This is a genomic window from Sulfitobacter sp. DSM 110093 (assembly GCF_022788715.1).
In the GTDB taxonomy this organism is placed as follows: domain Bacteria; phylum Pseudomonadota; class Alphaproteobacteria; order Rhodobacterales; family Rhodobacteraceae; genus Sulfitobacter.
The window spans coordinates 879,497-902,999 of record NZ_CP085167.1; the positions used below are offsets into that span (position 1 = coordinate 879,497).

General features: G+C 59.2%; 25 protein-coding genes. 5 read left to right on the plus strand and 20 right to left on the minus strand.

Translation table 11 applies throughout. The annotated features are described in order from the left end of the window. Positions 1–22 precede the first annotated feature (22 nt). The 4 genes from DSM110093_RS04255 (at position 23) to folD (ending at position 4,053) form a co-directional block, all read left to right on the plus strand. Complete coding sequence (locus DSM110093_RS04255; protein ID WP_243266831.1) at positions 23–676, plus strand: hypothetical protein; 654 nt, start codon at positions 23–25, stop codon at positions 674–676. 39 nt (positions 677–715) lie between these two features. Next, on the plus strand, positions 716–1,300 hold the full coding sequence (locus tag DSM110093_RS04260) for an MOSC domain-containing protein (protein ID WP_243266832.1): 585 nt from the start codon (positions 716–718) through the stop codon (positions 1,298–1,300). A 111-nt stretch (positions 1,301–1,411) separates the two neighbouring features. Beyond that, positions 1,412–3,088, plus strand: a complete 1,677-nt coding sequence (locus DSM110093_RS04265; RefSeq protein WP_243266833.1) for a formate--tetrahydrofolate ligase — start codon at positions 1,412–1,414, stop codon at positions 3,086–3,088. A 74-nt stretch (positions 3,089–3,162) separates the two neighbouring features. Further along, positions 3,163–4,053 carry a bifunctional methylenetetrahydrofolate dehydrogenase/methenyltetrahydrofolate cyclohydrolase FolD gene (gene folD, locus DSM110093_RS04270; RefSeq protein WP_243266834.1) on the plus strand — a complete coding sequence of 297 codons (891 nt, stop codon included), beginning with the start codon at positions 3,163–3,165 and terminating at the stop codon, positions 4,051–4,053. Here folD and DSM110093_RS04275 read toward each other — a convergent pair. From DSM110093_RS04275 to DSM110093_RS04355, 17 genes are all read right to left on the minus strand, one after another. Further along, complete coding sequence (locus DSM110093_RS04275; protein ID WP_243266835.1) at positions 4,050–4,472, minus strand: PaaI family thioesterase; 423 nt, start codon at positions 4,470–4,472, stop codon at positions 4,050–4,052. The genes folD and DSM110093_RS04275 overlap by 4 nt on opposite strands. Beyond that, positions 4,472–5,143, minus strand: coding sequence for a ligase-associated DNA damage response endonuclease PdeM (gene pdeM / locus DSM110093_RS04280; protein WP_243266836.1), 672 nt, complete (start codon positions 5,141–5,143; stop codon positions 4,472–4,474). Before pdeM ends, DSM110093_RS04275 begins: the two co-directional genes overlap by 1 nt. A gap of 84 nt (positions 5,144–5,227) precedes the next feature. Then, the gene (locus DSM110093_RS04285; RefSeq protein ID WP_243266837.1) at positions 5,228–5,380 is read right to left on the minus strand and encodes a hypothetical protein; all 153 of its coding nucleotides are present in this window, start codon (positions 5,378–5,380) and stop codon (positions 5,228–5,230) included. A gap of 49 nt (positions 5,381–5,429) precedes the next feature. Further along, positions 5,430–7,883, minus strand: a complete 2,454-nt coding sequence (locus DSM110093_RS04290; protein WP_243266838.1) for a ligase-associated DNA damage response DEXH box helicase — start codon at positions 7,881–7,883, stop codon at positions 5,430–5,432. Positions 7,884–7,928: 45 nt separating this feature from the next. Then, positions 7,929–9,236, minus strand: coding sequence for an ATPase (locus DSM110093_RS04295; RefSeq protein ID WP_243266839.1), 1,308 nt, complete (start codon positions 9,234–9,236; stop codon positions 7,929–7,931). 124 nt (positions 9,237–9,360) lie between these two features. After that, positions 9,361–9,855, minus strand: coding sequence for a prepilin peptidase (locus tag DSM110093_RS04300; RefSeq protein WP_243266840.1), 495 nt, complete (start codon positions 9,853–9,855; stop codon positions 9,361–9,363). 3 nt (positions 9,856–9,858) lie between these two features. Beyond that, positions 9,859–10,710, minus strand: coding sequence for a tetratricopeptide repeat protein (locus tag DSM110093_RS04305; RefSeq protein ID WP_243266841.1), 852 nt, complete (start codon positions 10,708–10,710; stop codon positions 9,859–9,861). Between the two features lie 27 nt (positions 10,711–10,737). Beyond that, on the minus strand, positions 10,738–11,337 hold the full coding sequence (locus DSM110093_RS04310; RefSeq protein ID WP_243266842.1) for a tetratricopeptide repeat protein: 600 nt from the start codon (positions 11,335–11,337) through the stop codon (positions 10,738–10,740). Then, complete coding sequence (locus tag DSM110093_RS04315; RefSeq protein WP_243266843.1) at positions 11,337–12,314, minus strand: type II secretion system F family protein; 978 nt, start codon at positions 12,312–12,314, stop codon at positions 11,337–11,339. The genes DSM110093_RS04310 and DSM110093_RS04315 overlap by 1 nt, the downstream gene beginning before the upstream one ends. Positions 12,315–12,324: 10 nt before the next feature. Next, positions 12,325–13,287 (minus strand): type II secretion system F family protein, encoded by a 963-nt coding sequence (locus tag DSM110093_RS04320; protein ID WP_243266844.1) that lies wholly within the window; start codon positions 13,285–13,287, stop codon positions 12,325–12,327. 11 nt (positions 13,288–13,298) lie between these two features. Continuing rightward, entirely contained in the window at positions 13,299–14,768 is a 1,470-nt protein-coding gene (locus DSM110093_RS04325; protein WP_243266845.1) for a CpaF family protein, read from the minus strand. Between the two features lie 24 nt (positions 14,769–14,792). Further along, positions 14,793–16,037, minus strand: coding sequence for an AAA family ATPase (locus DSM110093_RS04330; protein WP_243266846.1), 1,245 nt, complete (start codon positions 16,035–16,037; stop codon positions 14,793–14,795). A 292-nt stretch (positions 16,038–16,329) separates the two neighbouring features. Next, positions 16,330–17,013: an OmpA family protein gene (locus DSM110093_RS04335; RefSeq protein ID WP_243266847.1), complete on the minus strand. Its 684-nt coding sequence runs from the start codon at positions 17,011–17,013 to the stop codon at positions 16,330–16,332. 4 nt (positions 17,014–17,017) lie between these two features. Then, positions 17,018–18,454, minus strand: coding sequence for a type II and III secretion system protein family protein (locus DSM110093_RS04340; RefSeq protein ID WP_243266848.1), 1,437 nt, complete (start codon positions 18,452–18,454; stop codon positions 17,018–17,020). Between the two features lie 205 nt (positions 18,455–18,659). Beyond that, positions 18,660–19,520 (minus strand): Flp pilus assembly protein CpaB, encoded by an 861-nt coding sequence (gene cpaB, locus DSM110093_RS04345; RefSeq protein WP_243266849.1) that lies wholly within the window; start codon positions 19,518–19,520, stop codon positions 18,660–18,662. A gap of 142 nt (positions 19,521–19,662) precedes the next feature. Beyond that, positions 19,663–19,830 (minus strand): hypothetical protein, encoded by a 168-nt coding sequence (locus tag DSM110093_RS04350; protein WP_243266850.1) that lies wholly within the window; start codon positions 19,828–19,830, stop codon positions 19,663–19,665. Positions 19,831–19,935: 105 nt separating this feature from the next. Beyond that, positions 19,936–20,139 carry a hypothetical protein gene (locus DSM110093_RS04355; RefSeq protein ID WP_243266851.1) on the minus strand — a complete coding sequence of 68 codons (204 nt, stop codon included), beginning with the start codon at positions 20,137–20,139 and terminating at the stop codon, positions 19,936–19,938. A 358-nt stretch (positions 20,140–20,497) separates the two neighbouring features. On the opposite strand from DSM110093_RS04355, the gene DSM110093_RS04360 reads away from it, so the two are divergent. Next, positions 20,498–21,313: a lytic transglycosylase domain-containing protein gene (locus tag DSM110093_RS04360; RefSeq protein ID WP_243266852.1), complete on the plus strand. Its 816-nt coding sequence runs from the start codon at positions 20,498–20,500 to the stop codon at positions 21,311–21,313. Positions 21,314–21,355: 42 nt separating this feature from the next. Here the strand turns inward: DSM110093_RS04360 and DSM110093_RS04365 are convergent, their stop codons facing one another. The 3 genes from DSM110093_RS04365 to DSM110093_RS04375 form a co-directional block, all read right to left on the minus strand. Continuing rightward, positions 21,356–21,979 (minus strand): CoA transferase subunit B, encoded by a 624-nt coding sequence (locus DSM110093_RS04365; protein WP_243266853.1) that lies wholly within the window; start codon positions 21,977–21,979, stop codon positions 21,356–21,358. Then, on the minus strand, positions 21,979–22,683 hold the full coding sequence (locus tag DSM110093_RS04370) for a CoA transferase subunit A (protein ID WP_243266854.1): 705 nt from the start codon (positions 22,681–22,683) through the stop codon (positions 21,979–21,981). The genes DSM110093_RS04365 and DSM110093_RS04370 overlap by 1 nt, the downstream gene beginning before the upstream one ends. Before the next feature lie 96 nt (positions 22,684–22,779). Continuing rightward, positions 22,780–23,367, minus strand: a complete 588-nt coding sequence (locus DSM110093_RS04375) for a L,D-transpeptidase (RefSeq protein ID WP_243266855.1) — start codon at positions 23,365–23,367, stop codon at positions 22,780–22,782. Positions 23,368–23,503 lie beyond the last annotated feature (136 nt).

Consider the following 23,503-nt stretch of genomic DNA (forward strand, 5'->3'; position numbering starts at 1 on the left):
GGTCTCAACCGACGGATTTTTTATGCGACGCGTATTTTTTTCTATTACCGCTTTCCTTGCTTTGGTCGCAGGTCCGACATGGGCCGAACCGCAAAATTACGCCGTGTCATTGGGCGGGCGTCAATTGGGCACATTGCAGTTCAATGGCCAAATCCGGAATGCGGCGTTTCTTTTGACTTTGAACAATGCGCCCTTTGGCATTAAAAACGGTACCTTCAATGCAGTAACCCGGACTGAGGGCAACAAGACTAACTATCTGGGGACGAACCGGGGCAGTGAAACCCGTGATATCGCGATCACCCGGCGGGCGGATCAGGTCGCCTCGGTCACGATCACGCCGCCTTCTGAAATGACAAAAATGTCGGAAGCCGGAAAGGTCCCTGCCGATACCGTCTTCCCGCCCGAACTTTTTGCCGCCCTTGCCAATGCTGAAACATGCCTGTCGCCGCTCGCCGTCTATGATGGCCGGCGTGTGGTTCAGATTGCGACCGAAGCTGTGAAACAGGAGGACGAGACAGTGGTTTGCGATATGTCCTACCGCGTCGTCATGGGGCCGGGGTATGTCTCTCCTTTTTATCTCAAGTCGTTCGGGATGCAGTTGATGTATACCGACCGCAAGCTCGCCCGCGCTTCAATGAGCGGCGGTGGCTTCAAGGTACATCTGACCCGTCAGTAAAATTCACGCCTTTCAAACCGCACGTCAAAGGACAGCACCATGCCCGAGCTTCGCACTACAGATTATATCGGTCGCATTACTTGGCTGGGCATGGTCCCGCCGGATCGCAAAAACATCCGTTCAACGCCGCTCAAAGAGACCTTCGCCAGTTACGCGGGGTTCAAAGGGGACTTCCACGCCGGGCTGACCCGCCCCGCTTGCGTGCGGGTGCGCAATCTACATGCCAAAGGCACGGAAATTCGCAATACGCGGCAACTCTCTATTCTCTCAGCCGAAGAGATGGCCCAGATCGCCGCGGCAATTGACCTGTCCGAGTTGGACCCGACACTGCTGGGCACTTCTATCATTATTGGGGGCATCCCTGACTTCACCCTCATCCCACCGGGATCGCGGTTACAGAACGCGCAGGGCACCACGTTGGTGGTGGATATTGAAAACGGCCCCTGCAACCTGCCCGCGCGTGAAATCGAAAGCGAAGCCCCCGGCCACGGCAAAGGGTTCAAAGCCGCCGCGCAGGGCAAGCGCGGCGTGACTGCTTGGGTAGAGCGGGAAGGACCGCTGGCCTTGGGCGATGAAATGCGGCTGTTTGTGCCAAACCAGCCTGTCTGGCCGCATCTGGGCTGACCACGCGCCGTTTCGCGCCCTTTGAGTGTCGGAAACACGGCCCCCGGTTGAGGGCTTGTGGCTGTATGGCTGGAGGATAAAGATCGCCACCAACGGCAACAGGGGATTCTCATGGCTTTTAAAACCGACATTCAAATCGCCCGCGAAGCGGCGAAACGCCCTATTCAGGAAATCGGCGAGAAGCTGGGCATCTCCAGCGATGACCTGCTGCCCTACGGCCATGACAAGGCGAAGGTAAGCCAGAGCTTTATCGACAGCGTCCAAGACCGACCCGATGGCAAGTTGATCCTTGTCACTGCGATCAATCCCACGCCAGCGGGGGAGGGGAAGACCACCACCACAGTGGGGCTGGGCGACGGGCTGAATCGGATCGGCAAAAAGGCGGCGGTCTGCATCCGCGAAGCATCCCTCGGGCCGAACTTTGGGATGAAAGGCGGGGCTGCGGGCGGCGGTTATGCCCAGATTGTGCCAATGGAAGAGATGAACCTCCATTTCACTGGAGATTTCCACGCGATTACCAGCGCGCATAACCTGCTGGCGGCGATGATCGACAACCATATCTACTGGGGCAATGAGCTTGAGATCGACACCCGCCGCGTTGTTTGGCGGCGGGTGGTTGATATGAACGACCGCGCCCTTCGGCAAATCACCGCGTCTCTTGGTGGCGTGCCCAACGGTTTCCCGCGTGAGACGGGGTTTGATATTACGGTCGCGTCTGAAGTCATGGCGATCCTATGCCTCGCCAAAAACCTCGCTGATTTGCAGGAACGTTTGGGCGCGATGATCGTCGCCTACCGCCGCGACCGCAGCCCGGTCTATGCGCGCGACATCAAAGCCGACGGTGCAATGACCGTGCTGTTGAAAGACGCGATGCAGCCCAACCTTGTGCAGACGCTGGAAAACAACCCGGCCTTCGTCCACGGCGGCCCTTTTGCCAATATCGCCCACGGATGCAACTCTGTCATTGCCACGACCACGGCGCTGAAACTGGCGGATTATGTGGTGACAGAGGCAGGTTTCGGTGCCGACCTTGGTGCCGAGAAATTCATGAACATCAAATGCCGCAAGGCAGGTCTGGCCCCTTCGGTTGTCGTCGTGGTCGCCACAGTGCGGGCGATGAAAATGAACGGCGGCGTGGCCAAAGCCGATCTTGGGCCTGAAAATGTGGAAGCGGTGCAACTGGGCTGCGCAAACCTTGGCCGCCATATCGAAAACGTGAAGTCCTTTGGCGTGCCTGTGGTCGTGGCGATTAACCATTTCGTCACAGATACCGACGCCGAGGTGCAGACGGTCAAGGACTACGTCGCGGCCCAAGGTGCCGAAGCAATCCTATCGCGCCATTGGGAGTTGGGCTCCGAAGGCTCTGCCGATCTTGCCACCCGCGTGGCCGAGATTGCCGATGGCAATCACGCAAATTTCGCGCCGCTCTACGCCGATGAAATGCCCCTGTTGCAAAAGATCGAAACCGTTGCCAAACGCATCTACCGCGCCGATGAGGTGTTGGCCGACCAGAAGGTGCGCAACCAGTTGAAGGATTGGGAAGAGCAGGGTTACGGCAACCTGCCGGTCTGCATGGCGAAGACGCAATACAGCTTTTCTACCGATCCTGAGCTGCGGGGCGCGCCCATCGGCTTTAGCGTTCCGATCCGTGAAGTGCGGCTGTCGGCAGGTGCTGGGTTCGTCGTGGTGATCTGCGGTGAGATCATGACCATGCCGGGCCTGCCTCGGGTGCCTTCTGCAGAGGCAATCAAGCTCAACGCTGACGGCGATGTGGAGGGATTGTTCTAAGCCGGGTTGCATTGCCCCGCCGTCGCGGTGATGTAGGGCGTGTTCAAGGTGCAGCGAGCGAGAGTGAGACGGTTATGGCAGCGACAATCATCGACGGCAAAGCCTTTGCGGCAACGGTGCGTGACAAGGTGGCGGGCCATGTCGCCCGGATTGAGGCCGATCATGGAATAACGCCGGGCCTCGCCGTGGTGCTGGTGGGCGAAGACCCAGCAAGCCAAGTCTACGTGCGTTCCAAAGGTAAGATGACACGCGAAGTCGGCATGAAGTCGGTTGAGCACAAGCTCCCCGCCACGGTAGACCAAGATGCGCTGCTCAAGCTGATTGATCAGCTGAACAACGACCCCGAGATCCACGGTATTCTCGTGCAGTTGCCGCTCCCAGATCATATGGACGAAAAGCGTGTGGTTAACTCGGTGTCGCCCGCCAAGGATGTGGACGGCTTTCATATTTCCAACGTCGGGCTGTTGGGCACGGGGCAAAAAAGCATGGTGCCTTGCACGCCACTGGGCTGCCTGATGATGCTGCGTGAGCACCATGGTGATCTGTCGGGAATGAACGCCGTGGTGATCGGGCGGTCGAACATCGTCGGCAAACCGATGGCGCAGCTGCTCCTAGGGGATAGCTGCACCGTGACGATGGCCCACAGCCGAACCCGCGATTTGCCGGAGGTGGTGCGCCGTGCCGATATCGTTGTCGCCGCCGTGGGGCGCCCTGAAATGGTGCCCGGCGATTGGATCAAAGAAGGGGCCACCGTGATCGACGTGGGCATCAACCGGATCGAAACTGGCGAGAAAACCAAGCTGGTCGGCGACGTGGATTTCGACAGCGCAAGTCAACGCGCCGGGGCCATCACGCCCGTACCGGGCGGCGTCGGGCCGATGACCATCGCCTGCCTACTGGCCAATACGGTCACTGCCTGCTGCCGCGCCAACGGGCTGGAAGAGCCCGAAGGGCTGACCGCCTAAGAGGCAGGCACAGGAACGATGGTGCCTTGCAGGATAGCGATGAGCTTGGCCGCGCCATCCGTTTCCGCATGAACCTCTGCTGTGACAACACACAACCGCCGCCCGGCTTTGACCACCCGACCAGTGGCAATGAGCCGATCCCCACGCGCCGGGGCCAGCAAGTTGATTTTGATCTCTGAGGTGACGACATCGACCTTGGGCGGCAGCATGCTCAGCGCTGCATAGCCCGCTGCGGAATCACCGATGGAAAAGGTCAGCCCCGCATGGCCAAAACCTTGCTGCTGCATCGCGCTTGGCAAGATTGGTGCTGCGACCCGTACCAGACCGGATCGCACCTCAATGATCTCGGCCCCCAAGGTCTGCATCATCGTCTGTGTGGCAAAACTCTCGCGCACGCGGCGTTCGATCATGTCGTTCATTATCGCGCCTTTCTCGGCATCGGTATGGCCACCGGCTGTGGCCCTGTAAGTACCGCGCATGCGTCCGGCCCCATCAGATCACATAGCACCTGAGACTGGCTGCGTAGCCCCCCAGTATAAGTGCCGTAGGCAGGCATAATTAGCCGCGCAGTGTCAAATAGAAAGGCGGGGCGCGAAATGCTGCGCCCGCGCGCGCGGATCGACGCTTTGGGATGATAATGGCCCGATACTTCGCCGCAACTGCCCGGTTCGGCAATATGCCGGAAAGTAAGCGGCCCCAGCGTAAGGGTACTCAAATGCGTGCCGCCCAGCCCAACCGGACCGGGATCATGATTGCCCTCAATCCAATCCCATTGCCGGCCGGCTTGCAGACCTAGTATCCACAGCCGCTCTTCTTTAGGCAGCGCTTGCGCGGCCCCCAAATCATCAAAACTATCTCCAAGACAAACCACTTGCCGCGCCTGCGTGAAAGTCAAATCCGCGGCCAAACGATTCAACGTGTCGCGCGTTTCATAAGGCGGCAACGCCGACCCGCCACGTCGAACGATCCGCTCTGACTTGCCCAAATGCAGATCGCTTACACAAAGCAGATCCCGCTCGCGCCACCAAAGCGCGCCAGAGCCAAGCGCGGTAAGCGCCGCGCCGACGAAGGAAAAATCAAACCCGTTCATCCTTTGTTCATCTGGGATCGCCGCTGATTTGGCAAGGGGCCAACCGCAAGTGTCGGAGAGGCAGAAAAGGCAACGCAGCGGTATTTAAGAAAGGATGAAATGCAGAAAGCGTGCCCCGAGATCGAGCGGTAACTTGATCTGAGGCACGCCTTCATCCTTTGCGGTCATCGGCTCCGCAGCCTGTACCGCAGGGAAGACATGCGCGAGGATGGTTAAAGAACTCTTAATCAGCTTCATCCTTTTTCAAATACCGTGCACCACCTGACCGCACGCGCAGTCATTGAGTTCAGCCGCCCGTCCGCCAGCGCGGCTGATCTGAGGGCGGCGGGGTCAGTTGTGCAAGACCCGACGCTTCCATCAGCCTTTCGGCTTCTTGCGCCAACATGCGTTCTTGGCCGGCCCCTTCGACCGGCACGCGGCCCATTTCCAAGAAAAGCGGTGCGGCCAACGGACTGACACGGGTCAATTTGCGGTGGGTGATGCGTCCGGCAATACGGGCCAGCATTTCTTCGATGCGTCCAAAGTCCACTAGTCCGCTCAGCGCCTCTTCGCGGGTGATGTCGAGCATCAGGTGGTCCGGTTCATAGCGGTAAAGCGTGTCATAAAGGATGTCGCTGGAGAACGTTGTTTGGCGTCCAGACTTGCGGGCCTGCGGACCGTTGCGCTCAATCAGTCCGGCAATGGTCGCGGCGGCACGGAAGGTGCGTTTCATCACGGCGTTGCCTGCAAGCCAACTGTCGAGACCTTCGTGTAGCAAGGCGGGGTCAAGCAGCAGTGCAGGGTCTTCAACAGGGGACAACCCCCAGATGAGAGTGGCATAGTCGGTGGCGACAAAACCTAAGGGGCGCAGGCCGAGGTCTTCCATGCGTTTGGTCAGCAGCAGGCCTAGGGTTTGCTGGCCATTACGTCCGGCAAAGCCGTAGAACACAGTTTGTTCGGCCATGTCATGGGGGAAGCTTTCAACAAGCAGAGTACCCGGTTGCGGCAATTGGCTGATCTCGCGTTGGAGACTCAGCCATTCAGCGGTGTGGGACGGAAGCTCAGGCCAGCTGTCTTGCGTAAACATCCGCTGCACGCGGGCGGAAAGCTGGGTAGACGTCGCGAATTTGGTGCCGCCGAAAGTGGCCACTTTGGGCTTTTTCGCGGCGTTGCGGCTGACTTCGACCACGGTTTCACGCAGCCCTTCGTAGCGTACGATTTGGCCGCCGATCAGAAAGGTGTCGCCTTTGGTGAGCGTTGCGGCAAAGCCTTCTTCGATTTCGCCCAGCGGTTTGCCGCCGCGGTTGCGTTTCATGCGGACCTTCAGCTTATCGGTATCTTGGATCGTGCCGATGTTCATGCGGATGCGTTGTGCGGCGCGCGGATCACGCAATTGCCACTGGCCGTCTGGGCGTTGCAGCAGGCGTTGCCAACGGTCGTAGGCGCGCAGGGCGTAGCCGCCGGTGGCGCAGAAGTCGAGGCAGGCGTCGAAGTCGGCGCGGGACAGGGCGGCGTAGGCCCCAGCTGAGCGGACTTGGGCGAAAAGATCATTAACGTCGAAGGGACCGGCGCAGGCGGCGATGAGGATGTGTTGGCAAAGCACATCGCGCGGGCCGGGGCCGCGGGGATCACCGTCGAGCGCGCCTTCGAGCACGGCCTCTAGCGCGGCCACGCATTCGACCACTTCAAAGCGGTTGGCAGGTACCAAAAGCGCCTTGGAGGGTGCGTTGTAGCGGTGGTTGGCGCGGCCGATGCGTTGGACCAGTCGTTTTACGTTTTTGGGGGCGCCGATCTGGATGATAAGGTCGACGTCGCCCCAGTCGATGCCAAGATCAAGCGTGCCTGTGCAAACGATGGCGCGCAGATCGCCGCGCACCATGGCGGCTTCGACCTTTTCTCGTTGGGCGCGATCCAAGCTGCCGTGGTGGATGGCGATCGGCAGGGCGTCTTCATTGGCGAGCCAGAGGTTGTGAAAGAAAATCTCGGCCTGCGCGCGGGTGTTGTGGAAGATCAGCGTGGTTTTGTGTTGGCGCACTTGCTCAAGGACAGCCGGGATCGAATATGCAGCACCGCCCCCGGCCCAAGGCGGGGCCTCTTCGGTGTGTAGCATCTGGATATCAGGGGCCGGGCCGGGGTCTGCCAGCAGCACTTCGCAAGGATCGGGGTGGCGGGCCATCAGGTGGGCGATGGCGGCGGGGTCTTCGACCGTGGCCGAGAGGCCCACCCGTTTGAGGCCGGGGCAGAGGGCTTGAAGACGGGTCAGCGCCAGCATCAACTGATCGCCTCGTTTGCTTTCGGCGAGGGCGTGGATTTCGTCGATCACCACGCGTTTGAGCCCGCGAAAGGTGCGGGCCGCGTCCTCGTAGGAGGTGAGCAGAGCAAGGCTTTCTGGTGTGGTCAGCAGGATGTGCGGCGGGTCAGCCCGTTGGCGGCGGCGGCGCGATTGCGAGGTGTCGCCGGTACGGTCTTCGATGCGGATGGGCAGGCCCATTTCCTCGACCGGGCGGGTCAGGTTGCGTTTGATATCCGCCGCCAGCGCTTTGAGGGGGGAGATATAAAGCGTGTGCATCCCCTCGTGTTCTTCCTCGGCCAGATCAACGAGGGTGGGCAGGAAACCCGCCAGCGTTTTACCGCCGCCTGTGGGGGCGATAAGCAGCAGGGCGGGGGCATCGGCACGGTCCAGCATCTCTTGCTGGTGCGGGTGCAGGGACCAGCCGTTCTGGGCGAACCAATCGGCGAATTTGGGGGGGAGGGCGCGCATGATTGCCAATATAGTATCGGCAGGCCGTGGGGCCAGCGGCTGGGGCTATTTAACGATCACCTCATCGCGGACGAACATGTTTGCCCAGGCGCGGTCCACCAGATCGGGGTTCATTTGATAGGGGATGCCTTCGAAATCGCAAATGGCGATCATCTGGTCGATCAGGAAGTTCGGCTGATAGTTCGCATAGACGTTGTCGATGGTTGGGTATTTCACCTTGAGCAGATGGATCAGCGTCGCCTCGTCCAGTGGCATGCCGCGTTTGCGGGCGACCATGGCAAAGATCTTGAGGAAGTTCTCTTGGTCCGGGCCGTCGATCTTGATCTTGAAAAAGATACGTCGCAGGGCCGCTTGGTCGAAAATCTCATTCGGGTGGAAGTTGGTGGAGAAGATCACCAGCGTGTCGAAGGGCACCTCAAATTTTTCGCCCGATTGCAGGGCGAGGATGTCTTTGCTTTCCTCAAGCGGCACGATCCAGCGGTTGATGATGCTTTGCGGTGGCTCTTTCTGGCGGCCAAGGTCGTCGACGATGAAAATACCGCCCGTGGCCTTGAGTTGCAGCGGGGCCTGATAGGTCCGCGCCGTGGGGTTGTACACCAGATCGAGCATGTCGAGCGTCAGTTCGCCGCCGGTGATGACGGTGGGGCGTTCGCAGCAGACATAGCGGGCGTCATAACGCGTGATCCGGCGCAGGGAAGTGGGGTCTTGGACCTGCGCCTCGGCGGCGGAATGCACGATGGGATCATAGACGGTAATCACTTGGCCGGCGTATTCGATGGCGCGTGGCACATAGACCTTATCGCCCAAAGCATCTCGTATGCCGTTGGAAATGCTAGATTTACCATTTCCGGGAGGGCCGTACATCAAGATTGACCGTCCGGCAGAGACGGCGGGGCCAAGATGGTCCAGCAGGCTGTCGGGCAACACCAGATGGCCCATAGCTCCGGTCAGTTGATCGCGGGTGATTTGCAGATTGCGTACGGATTGGCGTTTGACCTGCTCGCGGTAAACCTCAAGCGGGACGGGCATGGCACCGAAATATTCGGATTGCGCCAGCGCATCCAAGGCGCGCGCTTTGCCAGCATCGGTAAGCTGATAGCCCATTTCATTGCCGCTGGTTGCACTTAGCGTGCCTGTTGCCTCAAGCAGGCGCTGACCGCGGGCTTGATCGACCATTTCTTGCGTGACTTGGGTCGGCAGGCACAGCGCTTGGGCCAGATCGCTGACCATTTCGACGTTCTTGCGGAAGATCGTTTTCAGAAGGATGTCGCGCATCATCACGATGGGCAGTTTCATATCCTCCAACCGCTTGGGGGGCGGCGGGGCAAGCACTGTGCTGGTCGGGGCGTTCATCAATGGCTTCCTTGAAAGGGCGGCGCGCTGCGGTTCAATTACTGTGCAACGTAATTATTGAATATGGCGTGAATGTGGATGGCCGAAGCGACAATTGGGGCAGCATATCTGGCCGATGTCATCGTTAGACGCCGTAAACAGCCCCCAAGATTAGATAAAGACCCAGTGTGGTGCCGAGGGCGAGGCCCATGGGGAATTTCTTGGTTTCCTGCCAGCTTTGCCAATCGGGGGCGAGGCGGCGCAGGGGGGTGTATTTCACCCCACGGTGCGTGGCAGCGGCGGCCAGAAGGGTGGCCATGAAAAGCATCATCAGCAGACGCAGATCGCCCATGGCGATAAAGGGCGTGGCAGCGGCGGCGAATTTGGCGTCTCCGGCACCCATGGCGCCAGCAGCGTTCAGCACGATGCCAACGACCAAGACGATGACAAGGCTCAGCAAGCGCCAGAGATAAGTCTCAAACGGCAGCAGACACAGACCCAACACCACGAAGATCGCGGTGAGTACCAAGACCGCCTGATTTGTAATGCGCATCTGCTTCATGTCGGTGAAAGCGACATAGAGGCAGATCGGCAGGACGAAGGGCAGAAACCACAGGGCCGCCGTGGCAGAGATCGCCATGGCTCAGCCGTTTTCCAACGCGCGCAAAGACCGGACGGCGGCTTCGAAGTGCTGAGGATGTGTGTCGATTGCTTCGCGCAGCAGGCCCTTGCCGGTCTCCACATCGCCGCGTTTGATCGCGGAAAGCGCCATCGTGTGCAAAAGCTGGGCGCGTTCGGACTGCTCCATCGGCATGACGGGCAGGGTGTAGTCGCGCTGTGCGGCGCGGGCCATGATGAGGTTGTTCTTGGCGGTGAATAGCGTGTTGTCCTGACGGATCGCCTCACCGAACAAACGCTCGGCTTCGGGGTAATCGCCGCGGGTCAGTTTGGAGTAGCCCCAGTTGTTCATCACGGCGGCGGGGGTGGTGGTGAGCCCAACGGCGATTTCATAGAAACTGTCGGCCCGGCTCCACTGCTCTTTGCTGTCGGCGACCATGGCTTCGAGCCGGTAGCGGGCGAATGTCTCATGGGTGGGGGGGATGCCGTTCAGGACCGTTTCGGCCCGCGCCCAGTTGCCCGAGCGGATCAGCGCATCGGCCAGTTGCACGCTGTCTTCGGGCGTGGCGCCCTTCATCTTGGTGACCTTGTCCCATTCGCCCACGGCTTCGGTGGTGCGTTTGGCGCGCACGAGCGATGCGGCAAGCCCGCGCTGGTGGTCGATCCGGTCGGGGCTTTCCTTGACGGACCGCGCGAAGTAACTCACCGCCTCATTGGGGTCGGCTACGGTAAGCATCACGTCAGAAAGGTTGGTTTCATCCACCACATTGACGTCCTTGAAGGCCCGCTCAACGGTGGCGTTCGCATCTTTTTCACCGCAGCCAGCAAGGGCGGTGACGCCTGCCATGCAGACGGCCAGAATGATTGGATGGCGCATTTTGCGTCCTTTTACTGCTCTGCCGGGTCATGGTGTCGGACGGATCAGGTAATCCCCGCTGCCGCGCCGCACCAATTTGTAATTATCTTCATTGACTTCTGTTATAACAGATTTTTCCGTTTTTGCGAGCGCCAAGCGCAGATTGTCCCGGATTGCGTCACTTTCGCCATTATCCAGTGCATAGGCTTTGCGGAAAATCTGCTCGGCCTCGGCGGTTTGACCGCTTTCCATCAGTACAACGCCAAGGTTGTTCCAGACTTCCGGCTCGGCAGCGTCCTTCTCAACCGCGCGGCGCAGCAGGGTCTCGGCTTGACCCAACCGGCCCAGCCCAAGGTTGGCGCTGCCCAAAGCCGAGAGGATTTCGCCTGTCAGTCCGTGATCCAGCGCGGCGCGGTTGAAGGATTTGATGGCCAGTTCATGCTGTCCCGCTGCGATAAGCCGGTGACCCACTTCGATCCCGTCGACAGCCTCTGCTCGCTGATTTACGCCGGGGGCATAAAGATCATCGGGTTTCTTTGGCCCGCCGAACGCGGAAAAGCCGTCTGTCGAACAGGCGGCCAAAGCAAGGGCCAAGATCGGCCCGATGAAAACGGCGCGGGCGAGGCTGCGCCGAATTTTCTCCGTCATTAATTTCCTATCTGACCCAGTTTCGAGATGCCATGTGCCGACGGGCCGACCAGAATGATCAACAGCGGCGGTACGGTCAGGCCCATAGTGGCAAGGGTCATCTTGGTTGGCAACTTATTTGCTGCTTCTTCGGCGCGCATCACGCGCTTGTCGCGCATCTCTTCGGCATAGACGCGCAGGGCGTCGGCCACGGATGTACCGAAAGCTGCTGATTGGATCAGCACGGTCACGAAGGAGGACACATCCTGCACACCGCAACGCTCCGCCATATCGTTAAGCACGGTGACCTTGTCCTTACCGGCCTTGATCTCATAGGCGACCATCTCGAACTCTTCGGCCAACGCGAGGTAGGAGGCACGCAACTCACGGCCGACGCGGACGATACATTGATCCAGAGATTGCCCGGCCTCGACACAGACCAGCATCATATCAAGCGCATCAGGAAAGCCGCGGGTGATCTCTTCTTTGCGGGAATCGACGCGGCGTCTGACCCAATACTTGGGCAGATAGTACCCGATCGCACCGGGACCGATCGCCCACATCATGGTCTGCTGGGTGGTCAGCCCTTCGCCGCCGCCCAAGACATTGGTATAGACCAGACCGCCCACCAGCCCGAGCATCCCAAGGGCAAACTGCGCAAAGTAGTAAAGCCGCACCGCATCGCGCGACCGATAGCCCGCCTGACGCAGCATCAATTGTTTGGCGCTGAGTTCGGCCACGTCCTCGGGCTCAAGAAACTTGGCGAATTTCTGCAGCTGTGCGTTCTGGTCGGACTGGCGCAACTTCTCGCGCGCGCTATCGCCTGACGGGGCCGTGCTGGTGCGCTTGAGCTTGCTTAACGGGTCCTCTGGCTGGCGCAACATCAGCACCAGTGTAATCGCCACCAACGCGACGCCCAATGTGCCGATGATGATAATCAAACCCATCGGCCCCAAGGCTTGGTTGATCTGATCGCTAAGCTGATTGAGAAATTCCATCATCGGCCTCTCAGACTTTGATATTGGTAAGGATGCGCATCACGAACAGGTTCAGCACAAGGAAGATGCCCACAAGGAAACAGGCGGGAATGAAGTAGGGGTGATCGCGCACTTCGTCGTAGTAATGCGGATCGCCAAGGTTGATCACCACCAGCGCGGCCAGCGGGAAGCCCGAGAGGAACTTGCCCGACCATTTTGCCTCGGCGGTGATCGCTTTGACACGGCGGAACAGGCGGAAGCGGGCGCGGATCACCTTGGCCAGACCAGCGAGGATCTCAGCCAGATTGCCGCCCGATTGTTGCTGGATGGTCACGGCCACGGCGAGGAAGCGCAAATCCTGCATGTCGAGCCGTTCGGCCATGTCTTTCAGCGCTTCACCCAGATCGCGGCCATAGGCGGCCTCATCGGCGATCACCCCAAATTCCGAGGCAAGCGGGTCTTGGATTTCTTTGGACACGATCGAGATCGCGTTGGAAAATGGATGGCCCACGCGCAGGCTGCGGACCATCAGCTCCACCGCATCGGGAAGCTGCTCTTCGATCATCGCCATGCGTTTGCCCGCTTTGTGCGACACCCAAAAGAACACCGCGCCGACACCCATCGCGATGGCCATAAGCGCCCGAACCGACACAGATGCATCAGTGCCAATCGTCAACCCCAGAAAGGCCACGGCGGCAAGACCTGCCATAATCATCAAAAGTTGCTGTGGCGTGAAGGCAATCGCGGCCTTCTGCGCACGTTCTGACAGCAGGGAATAGAGCGGGATCGACTTGGCGTTCATATGCTGCTGCATTTCCTTGCGCAGCTTGTCCAAGACTTCCTCACGGCGGGCGCCTTTTTCCAGCATCTCAAGACGGCGGTTCACCCGACTGTTGAGGCTGATCGATTTGCCGAATGCGACAAGGTATAGCCCTTCGACCAGCACCAGGACGCCGATGAAGATCAGACCATAGATGATTGGTTCGGCACTCATTGCATCAATCCTTACTGGGCCGCCACGGGTTCGTAGATAGAGGCGGGCAGGTCATAGCCCCACATGCGGAACCGCTCAGAGAAGTGGCTGCGCACGCCGGTGGCGGTGAAATGGCCGATGATCTTGTTCTCGGGCGTCAGGCCGACACGCTGGAACCGGAAGATTTCTTGCATCGAAATCACCTCGCCCTCCATGCCCGTGATCTCGGTGATGGAGGTCATCCGGCGCGAGCCGTCTTGCAGGCGGCTGGCCTGCACGATCAGGTTCACAGCCGAGGAAATCTGGCTGCGCATCGCCTTGAGCGGCATTTCAATCCCGGCCATGGCGATCATGTTTTCCAGACGGCTGATGCCATCACGGGCCGAGTTGGCGTGGATCGTGGTCATTGACCCATCGTGGCCGGTGTTCATCGCTTGCAACATGTCGATCACTTCCTCGCCGCGGGTCTCACCCACGATGATCCGGTCCGGGCGCATCCGCAGGGCGTTTTTCAGACAGTCGCGGGGAGAGACTTCGCCTTTGCCTTCGACGTTTGGCGGGCGGCTTTCCATCCGGCCCACATGGGTCTGCTGGAGCTGAAGTTCGGCGGTGTCTTCGATGGTCAGGATGCGTTCATCATTGGCAATGAACGACGACAGCGCGTTGAGCGTGGTCGTCTTACCCGAGCCCGTACCGCCGGACACGATGATATTCAGACGCGTCGCCACGGCGGCCTGCAAATAGGCGGCCATCTCCTCCGAGAAAGCCCCGAAATTCACCAGATCGTCGATGCCCAGCTTGTCTTTCTTGAACTTACGAATGGACACCAAGGAGCCGTCCACCGCGACGGGGGGCACCATGGCGTTGAAACGCGAGCCGTCTTTGAGCCGCGCGTCGACGTAGGGGTTGCTTTCATCGACGCGGCGACCCACTGCCGAGACGATCTTGTCGATGATGCGCAGCAGGTGCTTTTCATCCTTAAAGGTGATGTCCGTCAGTTGCAGCTTGCCGTCGCGTTCCACAAAAATCTGCTGCGGGCCGTTCACCAGAATATCGTTGACCGTGTCGTCTTTCAGCAGCGTCTCTAACGGGCCAAGGCCGGTCACCTCGTCATAGAGTTCGGAGTTCAGCGTCATGCGGTCTTCGCGGTTGAGCACGATGCTTTTTTCCGACAGAATTTCGACGGCAATGTCGTTGATTTCTTGGCGCAAATCAGTTTCGGACGCATGTTCCAGCGCGGCAAGGTTGAGGTTGTCCAACAGTGCGCGGTGCAACTCGAGTTTGATTTCGCTCATCCGCTGCTTGCGCTTGACCTCACGGTCCTCAGGTGCCGCGGCGGCGGGCTTGAGGGCGCGACGCATCGAAGCCGATTTGGCAGCCTCAGCAGGTGCCGGGGCAGCCACCGGCGCAGCTTCGACAACCTTGGCAGGCTTGGCCTGTTTGGCCGGGGCAGGGGCCGCTTTTGGGGCGCCGGGGGCTGGTTTCTTATACTTGGAAAACATCGATACGCTCTTTCGCTAGGGGGCTCAGGCCGCTTTGGCCTGCTCGCCCTTGAGATCGTGGATGGAGCTTGCCAGCTTGGCGATTTCGCGCCGCAGCGGGCTTTTCGGGGCAGAATTAGCAAGGGGGAGACCGTGGTCATTGGCCTGTGTTACCGCTTTGCCGCCATCGGGCATGTGCACGTCGATTGAAATGCTAAGCGATTCGGCCATACGCTTGACCCGGCTTTTGCCACTGAGATCAGTAAACTTTGGGGCGCGGTTCATGACATAGCGCAGCTTCTCAAAGGGGAGCTCTTCGGATTGCAGTGCGCGTTTGAACCGCAGGGCGTTTTGGGCTGAGCGCATGTCGAGTTCCAGCATCGCGAAATAGACATGGGCACTGGTCAGTACAGTTTCCGACCATTGCACCAGCGTCGAAGGCATATCGACAATGACATAGTCGAATTGGTTGCGTGCCATGCTGAGGATGCGGTCGACGTCCTCGTTGGTGATAATGTCGAGCGGCAGCATTTCTGCCGGGGCGGTCAACACATGCAGCTTATCGTCGAAGGTTTGCAGGGCTTGGCCAAAGATCTCTTCGTCCATGGACTCTGTGTCGGACATCATCTCATAGACCGCCTCGCGGCGTTGCAGATCAAGGAACGTCGCGACCGAGCCGTATTGCAGATCGAAATCCAACAAGCAGACTGAGGGGGCATTCTTTTTATCAGCGTTGGCAAGTTCCCACGCGAGGTTCACGGCAAGGGTCGTGGCACCTGTGCCGCCGGCCAGCCCGTGTACCACGATCAATGCGCCATCCTTTTGCGCACCAGCTTTAAGCTGCGGCGCGGCGGCTTCTGCGGCAAGGGCAGGGGCGCTGTTCTCTCCGGCGCGCACCCGGGCAATGGCTTGGGCCAACTCACCTTCGGGCAGCGGATAGGGGACGAATTCGTCAGCACCCTGACGCAGCAGCGAATGCAGCGCGGCGGGGGTCATATCTTCGGCGATCAGGATCACGCTGATGTCCCGGGCCTTGGCCTGTGTGATGATTTCGCTCATCAGCACAAGGTTGTCTTCGTCGGTTTCATCCATGGCGAGCGCCACAAATTCCATCGCCTCGGCTTCTGGCTGGCCAAAGAATGCCAGCGCTTCAGCGAATCCCAGATCGCCCCAGCTTTCGCCTAGGGTGGCCTCCATGTCTTCGATCAAGAGATCGAAGTTCTGCACATCACGGCTGATTGTGCAGGCAACAATCGGCGCTGCTTCGGGTTGGGGCATACTGCTGCTCATGACCTTTTGTCCTTTACATCAACGGGTTGGCCGGGGATCGGCGATATTCTGTCGCTGCGACCGCTCTGGCGTCTGCCTCATGCGCGGCCTCGAAGCCGGGCACATTTATCCTTCTTGGTCGAATATCACTTCCAACTGGGGCGAGATTGGGGCCAAAAAGCCTCCATTGTTGGGTATCTTGAAACGATCCGCGTTTTAGCGCCCGATTGGACATCTATTAGCGGGTCACGAAAAACCCCCGCGGCCCAAAAGGCGCGGGGGTGAAATTGCGTTGCAAGAGAGGCTCTTGGCCTTACTCTCCGCCGCTGTCGCCGCCACCGGTCGCGGTGGCGCCGGAGCTTAACTGCGAGGAAGGCACTGCGCTGGCCACATACTCGCGGTAAATGATCTGCGCATATTTGCCATCCAGAAGCATCGGATGACCTTTCACAAAGCCGCTCACCTCGGTTACCGTGCGCCGGTTCCGACGCTCACGGCCTTGCGTGACGATGAGGGGCTGTGTTTCGCCATAGGAAACAACGGCTTCCAAACGGCTTCGGCTGATTCCAAGGGTGGAAAGATATCCGACCACCGCCTGCGCACGCCGCAATCCGAGTGCTCGGTTATAGCTCTGAGAGCCGACCAGATCGGTGTGGCCATAGACGCGGAAGCGAATCTCGGGGAACTGACGAATCCATCCGGCCTGTTGGCGCAAGACAGCCTGTGCGTTGGCGTCTAGTTGGGCCGAATTAAAGGCGAATGTCACGGTAGAGCCAACTTCGTTGGCGAAACGATTGGCCAAATCAAAGGTGACCTGTTTTTCGCTTGTCATGACCTGCCGATTGTGCAGCGTGGCATTTCCGAACTGTCCGGTATCCACAACCGAACCCGCTTCGCGGTAGAATTGAGTATAAACTGGATCGTTGCTGGGGGCGCAGGCCGTCAGCGCGGTGAGGGCCGCAGTGCCAGCAATTAACGTGATATCTCTGCGTGTCATCGGATCAATCCAGTACATAACCGTAGGAGCCGCGGAAATCCTGCTTGGCCACTTCGCCCGCTGCACCCCGGCTGGGTGTGCGGGTGCCATCAGCAGTGCGCCCATGCAAAAATAGGTCTTTCTCGGACGGCGGCTTGATGCGGTCCGTCGGCAGCGCGAGAGCTTCGCCGCGGGTTGGCGTGACCAGATGCGCGGTGACGATGATGACCAATTCAGTCTGGCTGCGCTGATAATCCGCCGACCGGAACAGTGCGCCCAGAACCGGCACATCGCCGATCCACGGCAATTGCCGCGTGCTGTCGGTGAAATCATCGGTCAGCAACCCAGCAATGGCAAAGCTTTCGCCATCGCGCATCTCGACCGTGGTGGAGGTTTCGCGGCGGGTGAAGGCGGAAATCTCGATGCCGTTGCCCAATGAAATGCTGTTGCTGGCGTCGATGGCCGACACGGCGGCGTTCATCTCTAGATTGATGATATCCTTGTCAACGACGCGCGGAATAAAGGCGAGCTCTACGCCGAAGGGTTTGAACTCCACCGAAACGGTATCACTGGTCTGGGCCACGGGGATGGGATATTCGCCCCCGGCAAGGAACTTGGCCTCTTGCCCCGAAAGCGCCACGAGGTTTGGCTCTGCCAAGAACCGCACGACGCCTTTTTCCTCAAGTGCTTCCAGCAAGATGCCCACTTGAGTAGAGCCTGCGTTAAAGCCAAACAGCACCGCGCCCGCGTTCTGATTCGCCGAAGGGATCGAACCGCCGAGCGAGGTCGCGACCCCGCCCGAAGTATTGGTACTGCCGGTACCCGCATTAACGCCCGTGCCACCGATTGCGCCATTAATAGCAAGCGAAGACCCAAGCGATTTCGACACGTTGCGCTGCATTTCGGCAAAGCGGACCTTCATCATCACCTGCTGGATGCCGCCAACGCTCATCAGGTTGCTGACCCGTTCGGGGGCATAGCGTTCGGCCAGATCAAGGGCGCGTTGCAAGCGCTGCGTCGAAGACACAATGCCCGAAAGCACGATGCCGTCGTTGGCAGTGCGCACCTCAATCTTTTCACCGGGAAGGATTTGGCGCAGCCGTTCTTTGAATTCTGACACATCCGCCGCGACGCGCACATCGACATTGGTAATTAACTGTCCGCCTGCGTCCAGCAACGTCAGCGTGGTCAGACCAGGCGATTTGCCGAGCACGTAAATCGTGCGGTCCGACAGGGATGAGATATCTGCGATGCCGGGATTGGCGATGCTGAGTTCCGCAAAGGGAATGTCGCTTTCCACCACCACAGCGCGGTTCATGGGGACATCGAGACTGGAATTGGTGCCACGTTTGACAACGCGCAACGTGTCGGCGCCAGCTGAACTGGGCAGGGTTAATGCCATTGGCATCGCGCCCAGTGTCAGCCCCAGCAGGGCCGCTTTTAGAAATCTATCGATTTTCATGTGACCTGCCTTTTTGATCACGCCTCGGGATGGGTCTTTTCGCCCTCGTTTGGCAGCACTCTGCGGCAATTAGAATTTTATTGCAAGAATCAAGCTCTTCGCGGACGCGCTGCATGTGGGCTATTCGCAACATAACCCAAAATGGAAAAGACGCCGCAGGGGGCTGCGACGTCTTTGCTTAGCATGGCAAGAGGTTGTTATCGGGTCAGTTTGTGCAGGGGATCGGCAGTTCGACGACCTCGGCACCGCGACGCGTGCGGATGGTGCACACTTTCTCTTTGGCGACCTCTGCGATGGTCTCTTGTGCTTCGATGCCGAGAAGCGAACGTTGGTCGACCTCGATTGCTTCGGCGACGGTGTCGTCATTCGTACCAACGAGGGAGAGGTAGAGTTTACCAGTTGACTGTGCCTGCGCCAGCGCGGCGACCTGTTGCGGGTTCACGGCTACGGTTACTGTCTTGGCGATTGAGGCTTCGCCCATCACCAGCGCATCAGCGCTTTGGTCGATGGCGATCAGCTGCACGGCCGATTCGATCAGTTTGGTTACATCGCCGTTGCTGGATTGGTTGCCCACGTTCACGCGGCCGGTCCAATAGACATCCACCCGGTCGCCGGGACGCAGGAAGCCCGACACGCCGCTGGAAACGTCGACTTTGAGGGCGAAGGCGCGCATGCCGCGTGCCAGACGCGAGGTCAGACCGGAATCTTCGCCCGGCTCGGTCACCTTCACGGCCATGATCGCTTCATCTTTCTCGATGTTGCGCAGCACGATGCGTCGATCTTTGGTGTTTTCCGGAAACAGCACGGTTTCCTCAAAGAATGTGCCCTCGGGAATGGCATTCTCGGGCCATTTCACGGCGCGGACGTCTTCGCGGGTAAGGGGCTGCCCGTATTTCAAGGGTTTGTCAGCCACCCAAACGGTTTTGGTTGGCACCACCTGCGCTAGCGCGGCTTGGGCCTGCGCATTGGCGGCTTGATACTGTGAAATCCGGTCTTTCGCCAGATAAACGGCCCCACCGGCAAGTGCTATGCCCACCAAAAGAACCAATCCGAATACGGCTCGCATGTCGTCACCTCTTTGCTATGGAAGCGAGTCTCGGCCCGCTTTGATCACCTCGGCAGATTAGCCGCCGAATATGGCGAGATTTGGTCGCCACGGCGGCGATGCGATGAAGCTCGCCGTGGTGCGTTTTTGCGGCGCCGTTGTCTTAAGCGGTCAGCTGGACCCGGATGTATTCGACAAGCCCGTCAAGGCTGTCGGAGAATAGGCCCAACACCAAGATTGCTAGGCCCACCAGTCCGGCGGTCAGGACAACCCAATCAACGCTGACGGCGCCGTTTTGGTCACAGAAGAATTTCTTGAAATGGCTGCGCATGCGTATCTCCGCTTGCTGAGCGACACCGTTAGGTATGCAAAAGGACCGCTTCCCAGGTTGGGAAGCGGTCCCAATTGTTCGTAGAGCCGACCAGCTCTGATCTGCTTAGTTCGTCGCTGGTGTGCGATCGGCAGTGGTTTCAAAAGTCGTGATATCTGTAGCAATATTGCCTGCCATTGTCCCTGTGCTGTCGCCAATTGCGTTGAAGGCGACGATAGCCAAGCCAACAATCGCAGCGGTCAGAACGACCCAGTCAACTGTCACGGCACCGTCTTCGTCTTTGCGGAAGTTTTTGATAAAGTTCATCATGTCATGTCCCTCCAAGGATCACTGAGTAAAAGGTTTTAACCTCGCCGTCCGGTTTGCCTCGTTCTCTCATTGAGGCTGTCCGACTTGGTATGACCCTATATAGCCGTTAGATTGGGGCGCGAATTTGGCAGCAAATGTGACTTTTGCAGTTCTGCTAAGTTTTTCTTTCGAGATTCTCTTAAGGATCTGATATTAAATGGTTTAGACCGGTTTAGAGCTCTGGAATCGCGATATTTCCCGGAGTTTTCGTGCCAATTGGGGCGAAAATGCCATGATCCGCGTCTCAATCGCTGGCCCGATTCCCCGATTCATGAGATATTGCCAGCCAAAGGCGCGTCAGACGCAAGGTAGAGCAGGCATGTATCGCATATTGGCATTATCGCTGGTAACAGCCCTTATCGCCCCTGCCACGTCGGCAGAGGGGCCAAAGCCCTTCCCCGAATTCTCGGCCAAACGGATCGCCCCCCCAAAGAAAGGGGCAAAGCGGATCACTGTGCAGATTGATCCCGCGGCCCGCGCTGCCGCGGCTGCCAAGGTTGAGACTGGTCCGGCGGTGGCTGCTACGCCCTCAGGGGCGATAGCACCTTTAAGGGCAGGGCAGTTCGACTGGTTCTGGGATAAGGTCTCTCCCGCAGCTGATTTCGGTGGGGCGGGGCGGTTGGCACCTGCGATGGCGGCGCTTTCTACGGGCAAGGTGCCCGCGCCGCGTCTTCAACACTTACAAGACATCGCCCGCAGCAATGGTGTGGATATCTTGCGCGCCACAGTTGGCACCAAGGTCTCTCCGGCGTTGGTGCTGGCGGTCATCAGTGTCGAATCGTCTGGGCGTAGCGATGCAGTAAGCCGGGCAGGCGCGGCAGGCTTGATGCAACTTATGCCCGATACCGCCGCGCGCTTTGGCGTCAGCGACAGCCTGATCGCAGCCGAGAATATCCTCGGCGGGGTCAAATACCTCGACTGGCTGATGGGAGAGTTCGACCGCGATCCGATTCTCGTGCTTGCCGGATACAACGCGGGGGAAGGTTCCGTGCGCAAACACGCGGGCGTGCCGCCCTTTGCCGAAACGCGCGACTACGTGCCTAAAGTTTTGGCCGCCTTTCAGGTCGCGCAGGGGCTTTGCTTAACACCACCTCAACTTATCAGCGATGGCTGCGTCTTTGCGGCGATGAACTAGGGCCGCAGTGGCGCCCCGGCGGATGCCGCCGGGGGCTTTGGTTCAAACGATGGTGGCGTCTGTGGCCGCGCGCAGCTCGTCCTCGGTCACACCATCGGCGCATTCGACGATCCGCAAACCGCCTTCGACCACGTCGAGCACACCGAGGTTCGTGATAATCCGGTCAACCACGCCCTTGCCGGTCAGCGGCAGGGTGCATTCCTTCAGCAGCTTCGATTCTCCGGCCTTATTCTGGTGGTCCATCACCACGATGACCCGTTTGACGCCTGCAACGAGGTCCATCGCTCCGCCCATGCCTTTGACCAGCTTGCCGGGAATCATCCAGTTCGCCAGATCGCCGTTCTCAGCCACTTCCATGGCCCCGAGAATCGCTGCGGCAATCTTGCCACCACGGATCATGCCAAAAGACATGGCGCTGTCGAAATAGGCCGTGCGGCTGAGCTCGGTGATGGTCTGTTTGCCAGCGTTAATGAGGTCTGGGTCTTCCTCGCCCTCAAAGGGGAAGGGGCCCATGCCCAACATGCCGTTTTCAGACTGGAGCGTGATGTCCTTGTCGCCCACATAGTTCGCCACCAGCGTCGGAATACCGATGCCGAGGTTCACATACATGCCGTCTTCGAGTTCCTCTGCGGCCCGCGCCGCCATTTGATCTCTGTCCCAAGGCATTATGCTTCCTCCCGCTGGCGTGTCGTGACCTTTTCGATGCGTTTTTCATGCTCGCCTTGGATGATGCGATGCACATAGATGCCGGGCAGGTGAATTTTATCGGGGTCGAGGCTGCCACGCGGGACGATCTCTTCGACCTCGACGATGCAGACCTTGCCGCACATGGCTGCTGGCGGATTGAAGTTGCGCGCGGTCTTGCGGAACACAAGGTTGCCGGTGTCGTCGGCTTTCCAAGCCTTCACAATCGACAGATCAGCAAAGATGCCCTCTTCGAGGATGTAATCCTCGCCCCGGAATTGTTTGACCTCTTTGCCTTCGGCGATCTGGGTGCCGACGCCGGTCTTGGTATAGAAACCCGGAATGCCCGCACCACCGGCGCGCATACGCTCGGCCAAGGTGCCTTGAGGGTTGAATTCCAGTTCCAGCTCACCGCTCAAATACTGGCGCATAAACTCGGCGTTTTCGCCCACGTAGGAAGAGATCATCTTCTTCACCTGCCGCGATTGCAGCAGAATGCCGATGCCAAAATCATCGACGCCCGCATTGTTCGACGCAAAGGTGAGGTCTTTGGCCCCGTTGTCCTTGATCGCCTGCAACAGCAATTCAGGAATGCCGCAAAGGCCAAAGCCCCCTGCGGCGATCAGCATGCCATCCGACAAGACGCCTTCCAGCGCTTCGGCGGCGGATCCATAGATTTTGTTCACGGACGACCTCCCTTGGTTTCGTTGCGCCATATGTGACGCTGCGTTGCCGCAGTGTCAATTACGTGGAGCTACGCAAGGAAGGCCGCCGCGAGAGGTTTAGATTACGCGGACCTGTGTGCCTACAGGGCACATCCCGAAAAGCTCTTCGATCTTCTCGTTATAGAGACCGATACAGCCGTCCGAGGAGCGGCGCCCGATCTTGCGCGTGTCATGGGTGCCGTGAATGATATAGGCAGGCCAGCTGAGATACATCGCATGGGTGCCCAGCGGGTTGTCGGGGCCGGGCGGCATGTATTTATAGTGCGGGAAACGCTCCATCATCGAGGCGGTTGGGGTCCAATCCGGACCCTCTTTCTTGCGCACGATTTCGGTATAGCCGCGTTTGGTCAGCTCTTCGGTAGCAGGCACCGAGGTTGGGTAGACCTTGTAAATCTGGCCGTCGGCGCTCCAATAATGCAAGGCGCGGCTGATGGTATCGGCCACGATCGCCCCTTGGCCAAGACTGTCGAAATGGTCCTGCCAGCGCTGCGTGGCAAAGCTCGACGCATTGCGCGACACCGGGGCTTCGTTGGAAAACTCGCGTGCGGCTTGGCCCACTTCCTGCGCGCGCAGGATTTGCGGGGTCATCAACGCTGCACCGCTGGCGGCGATCACGCCGCGTCGGGTGAATTTAATGCCTGACATGTATCTGCCTTTCATACTGGTCGTGCCGTTCGCCCCTGATCCGAAAATCAAAGGGAAATGGCAAATCACATATGCATGATGCTGGATGTGAAAAACACGACACAGGCGGAACCGCGCCGATGGCGGCGCGGTCTTT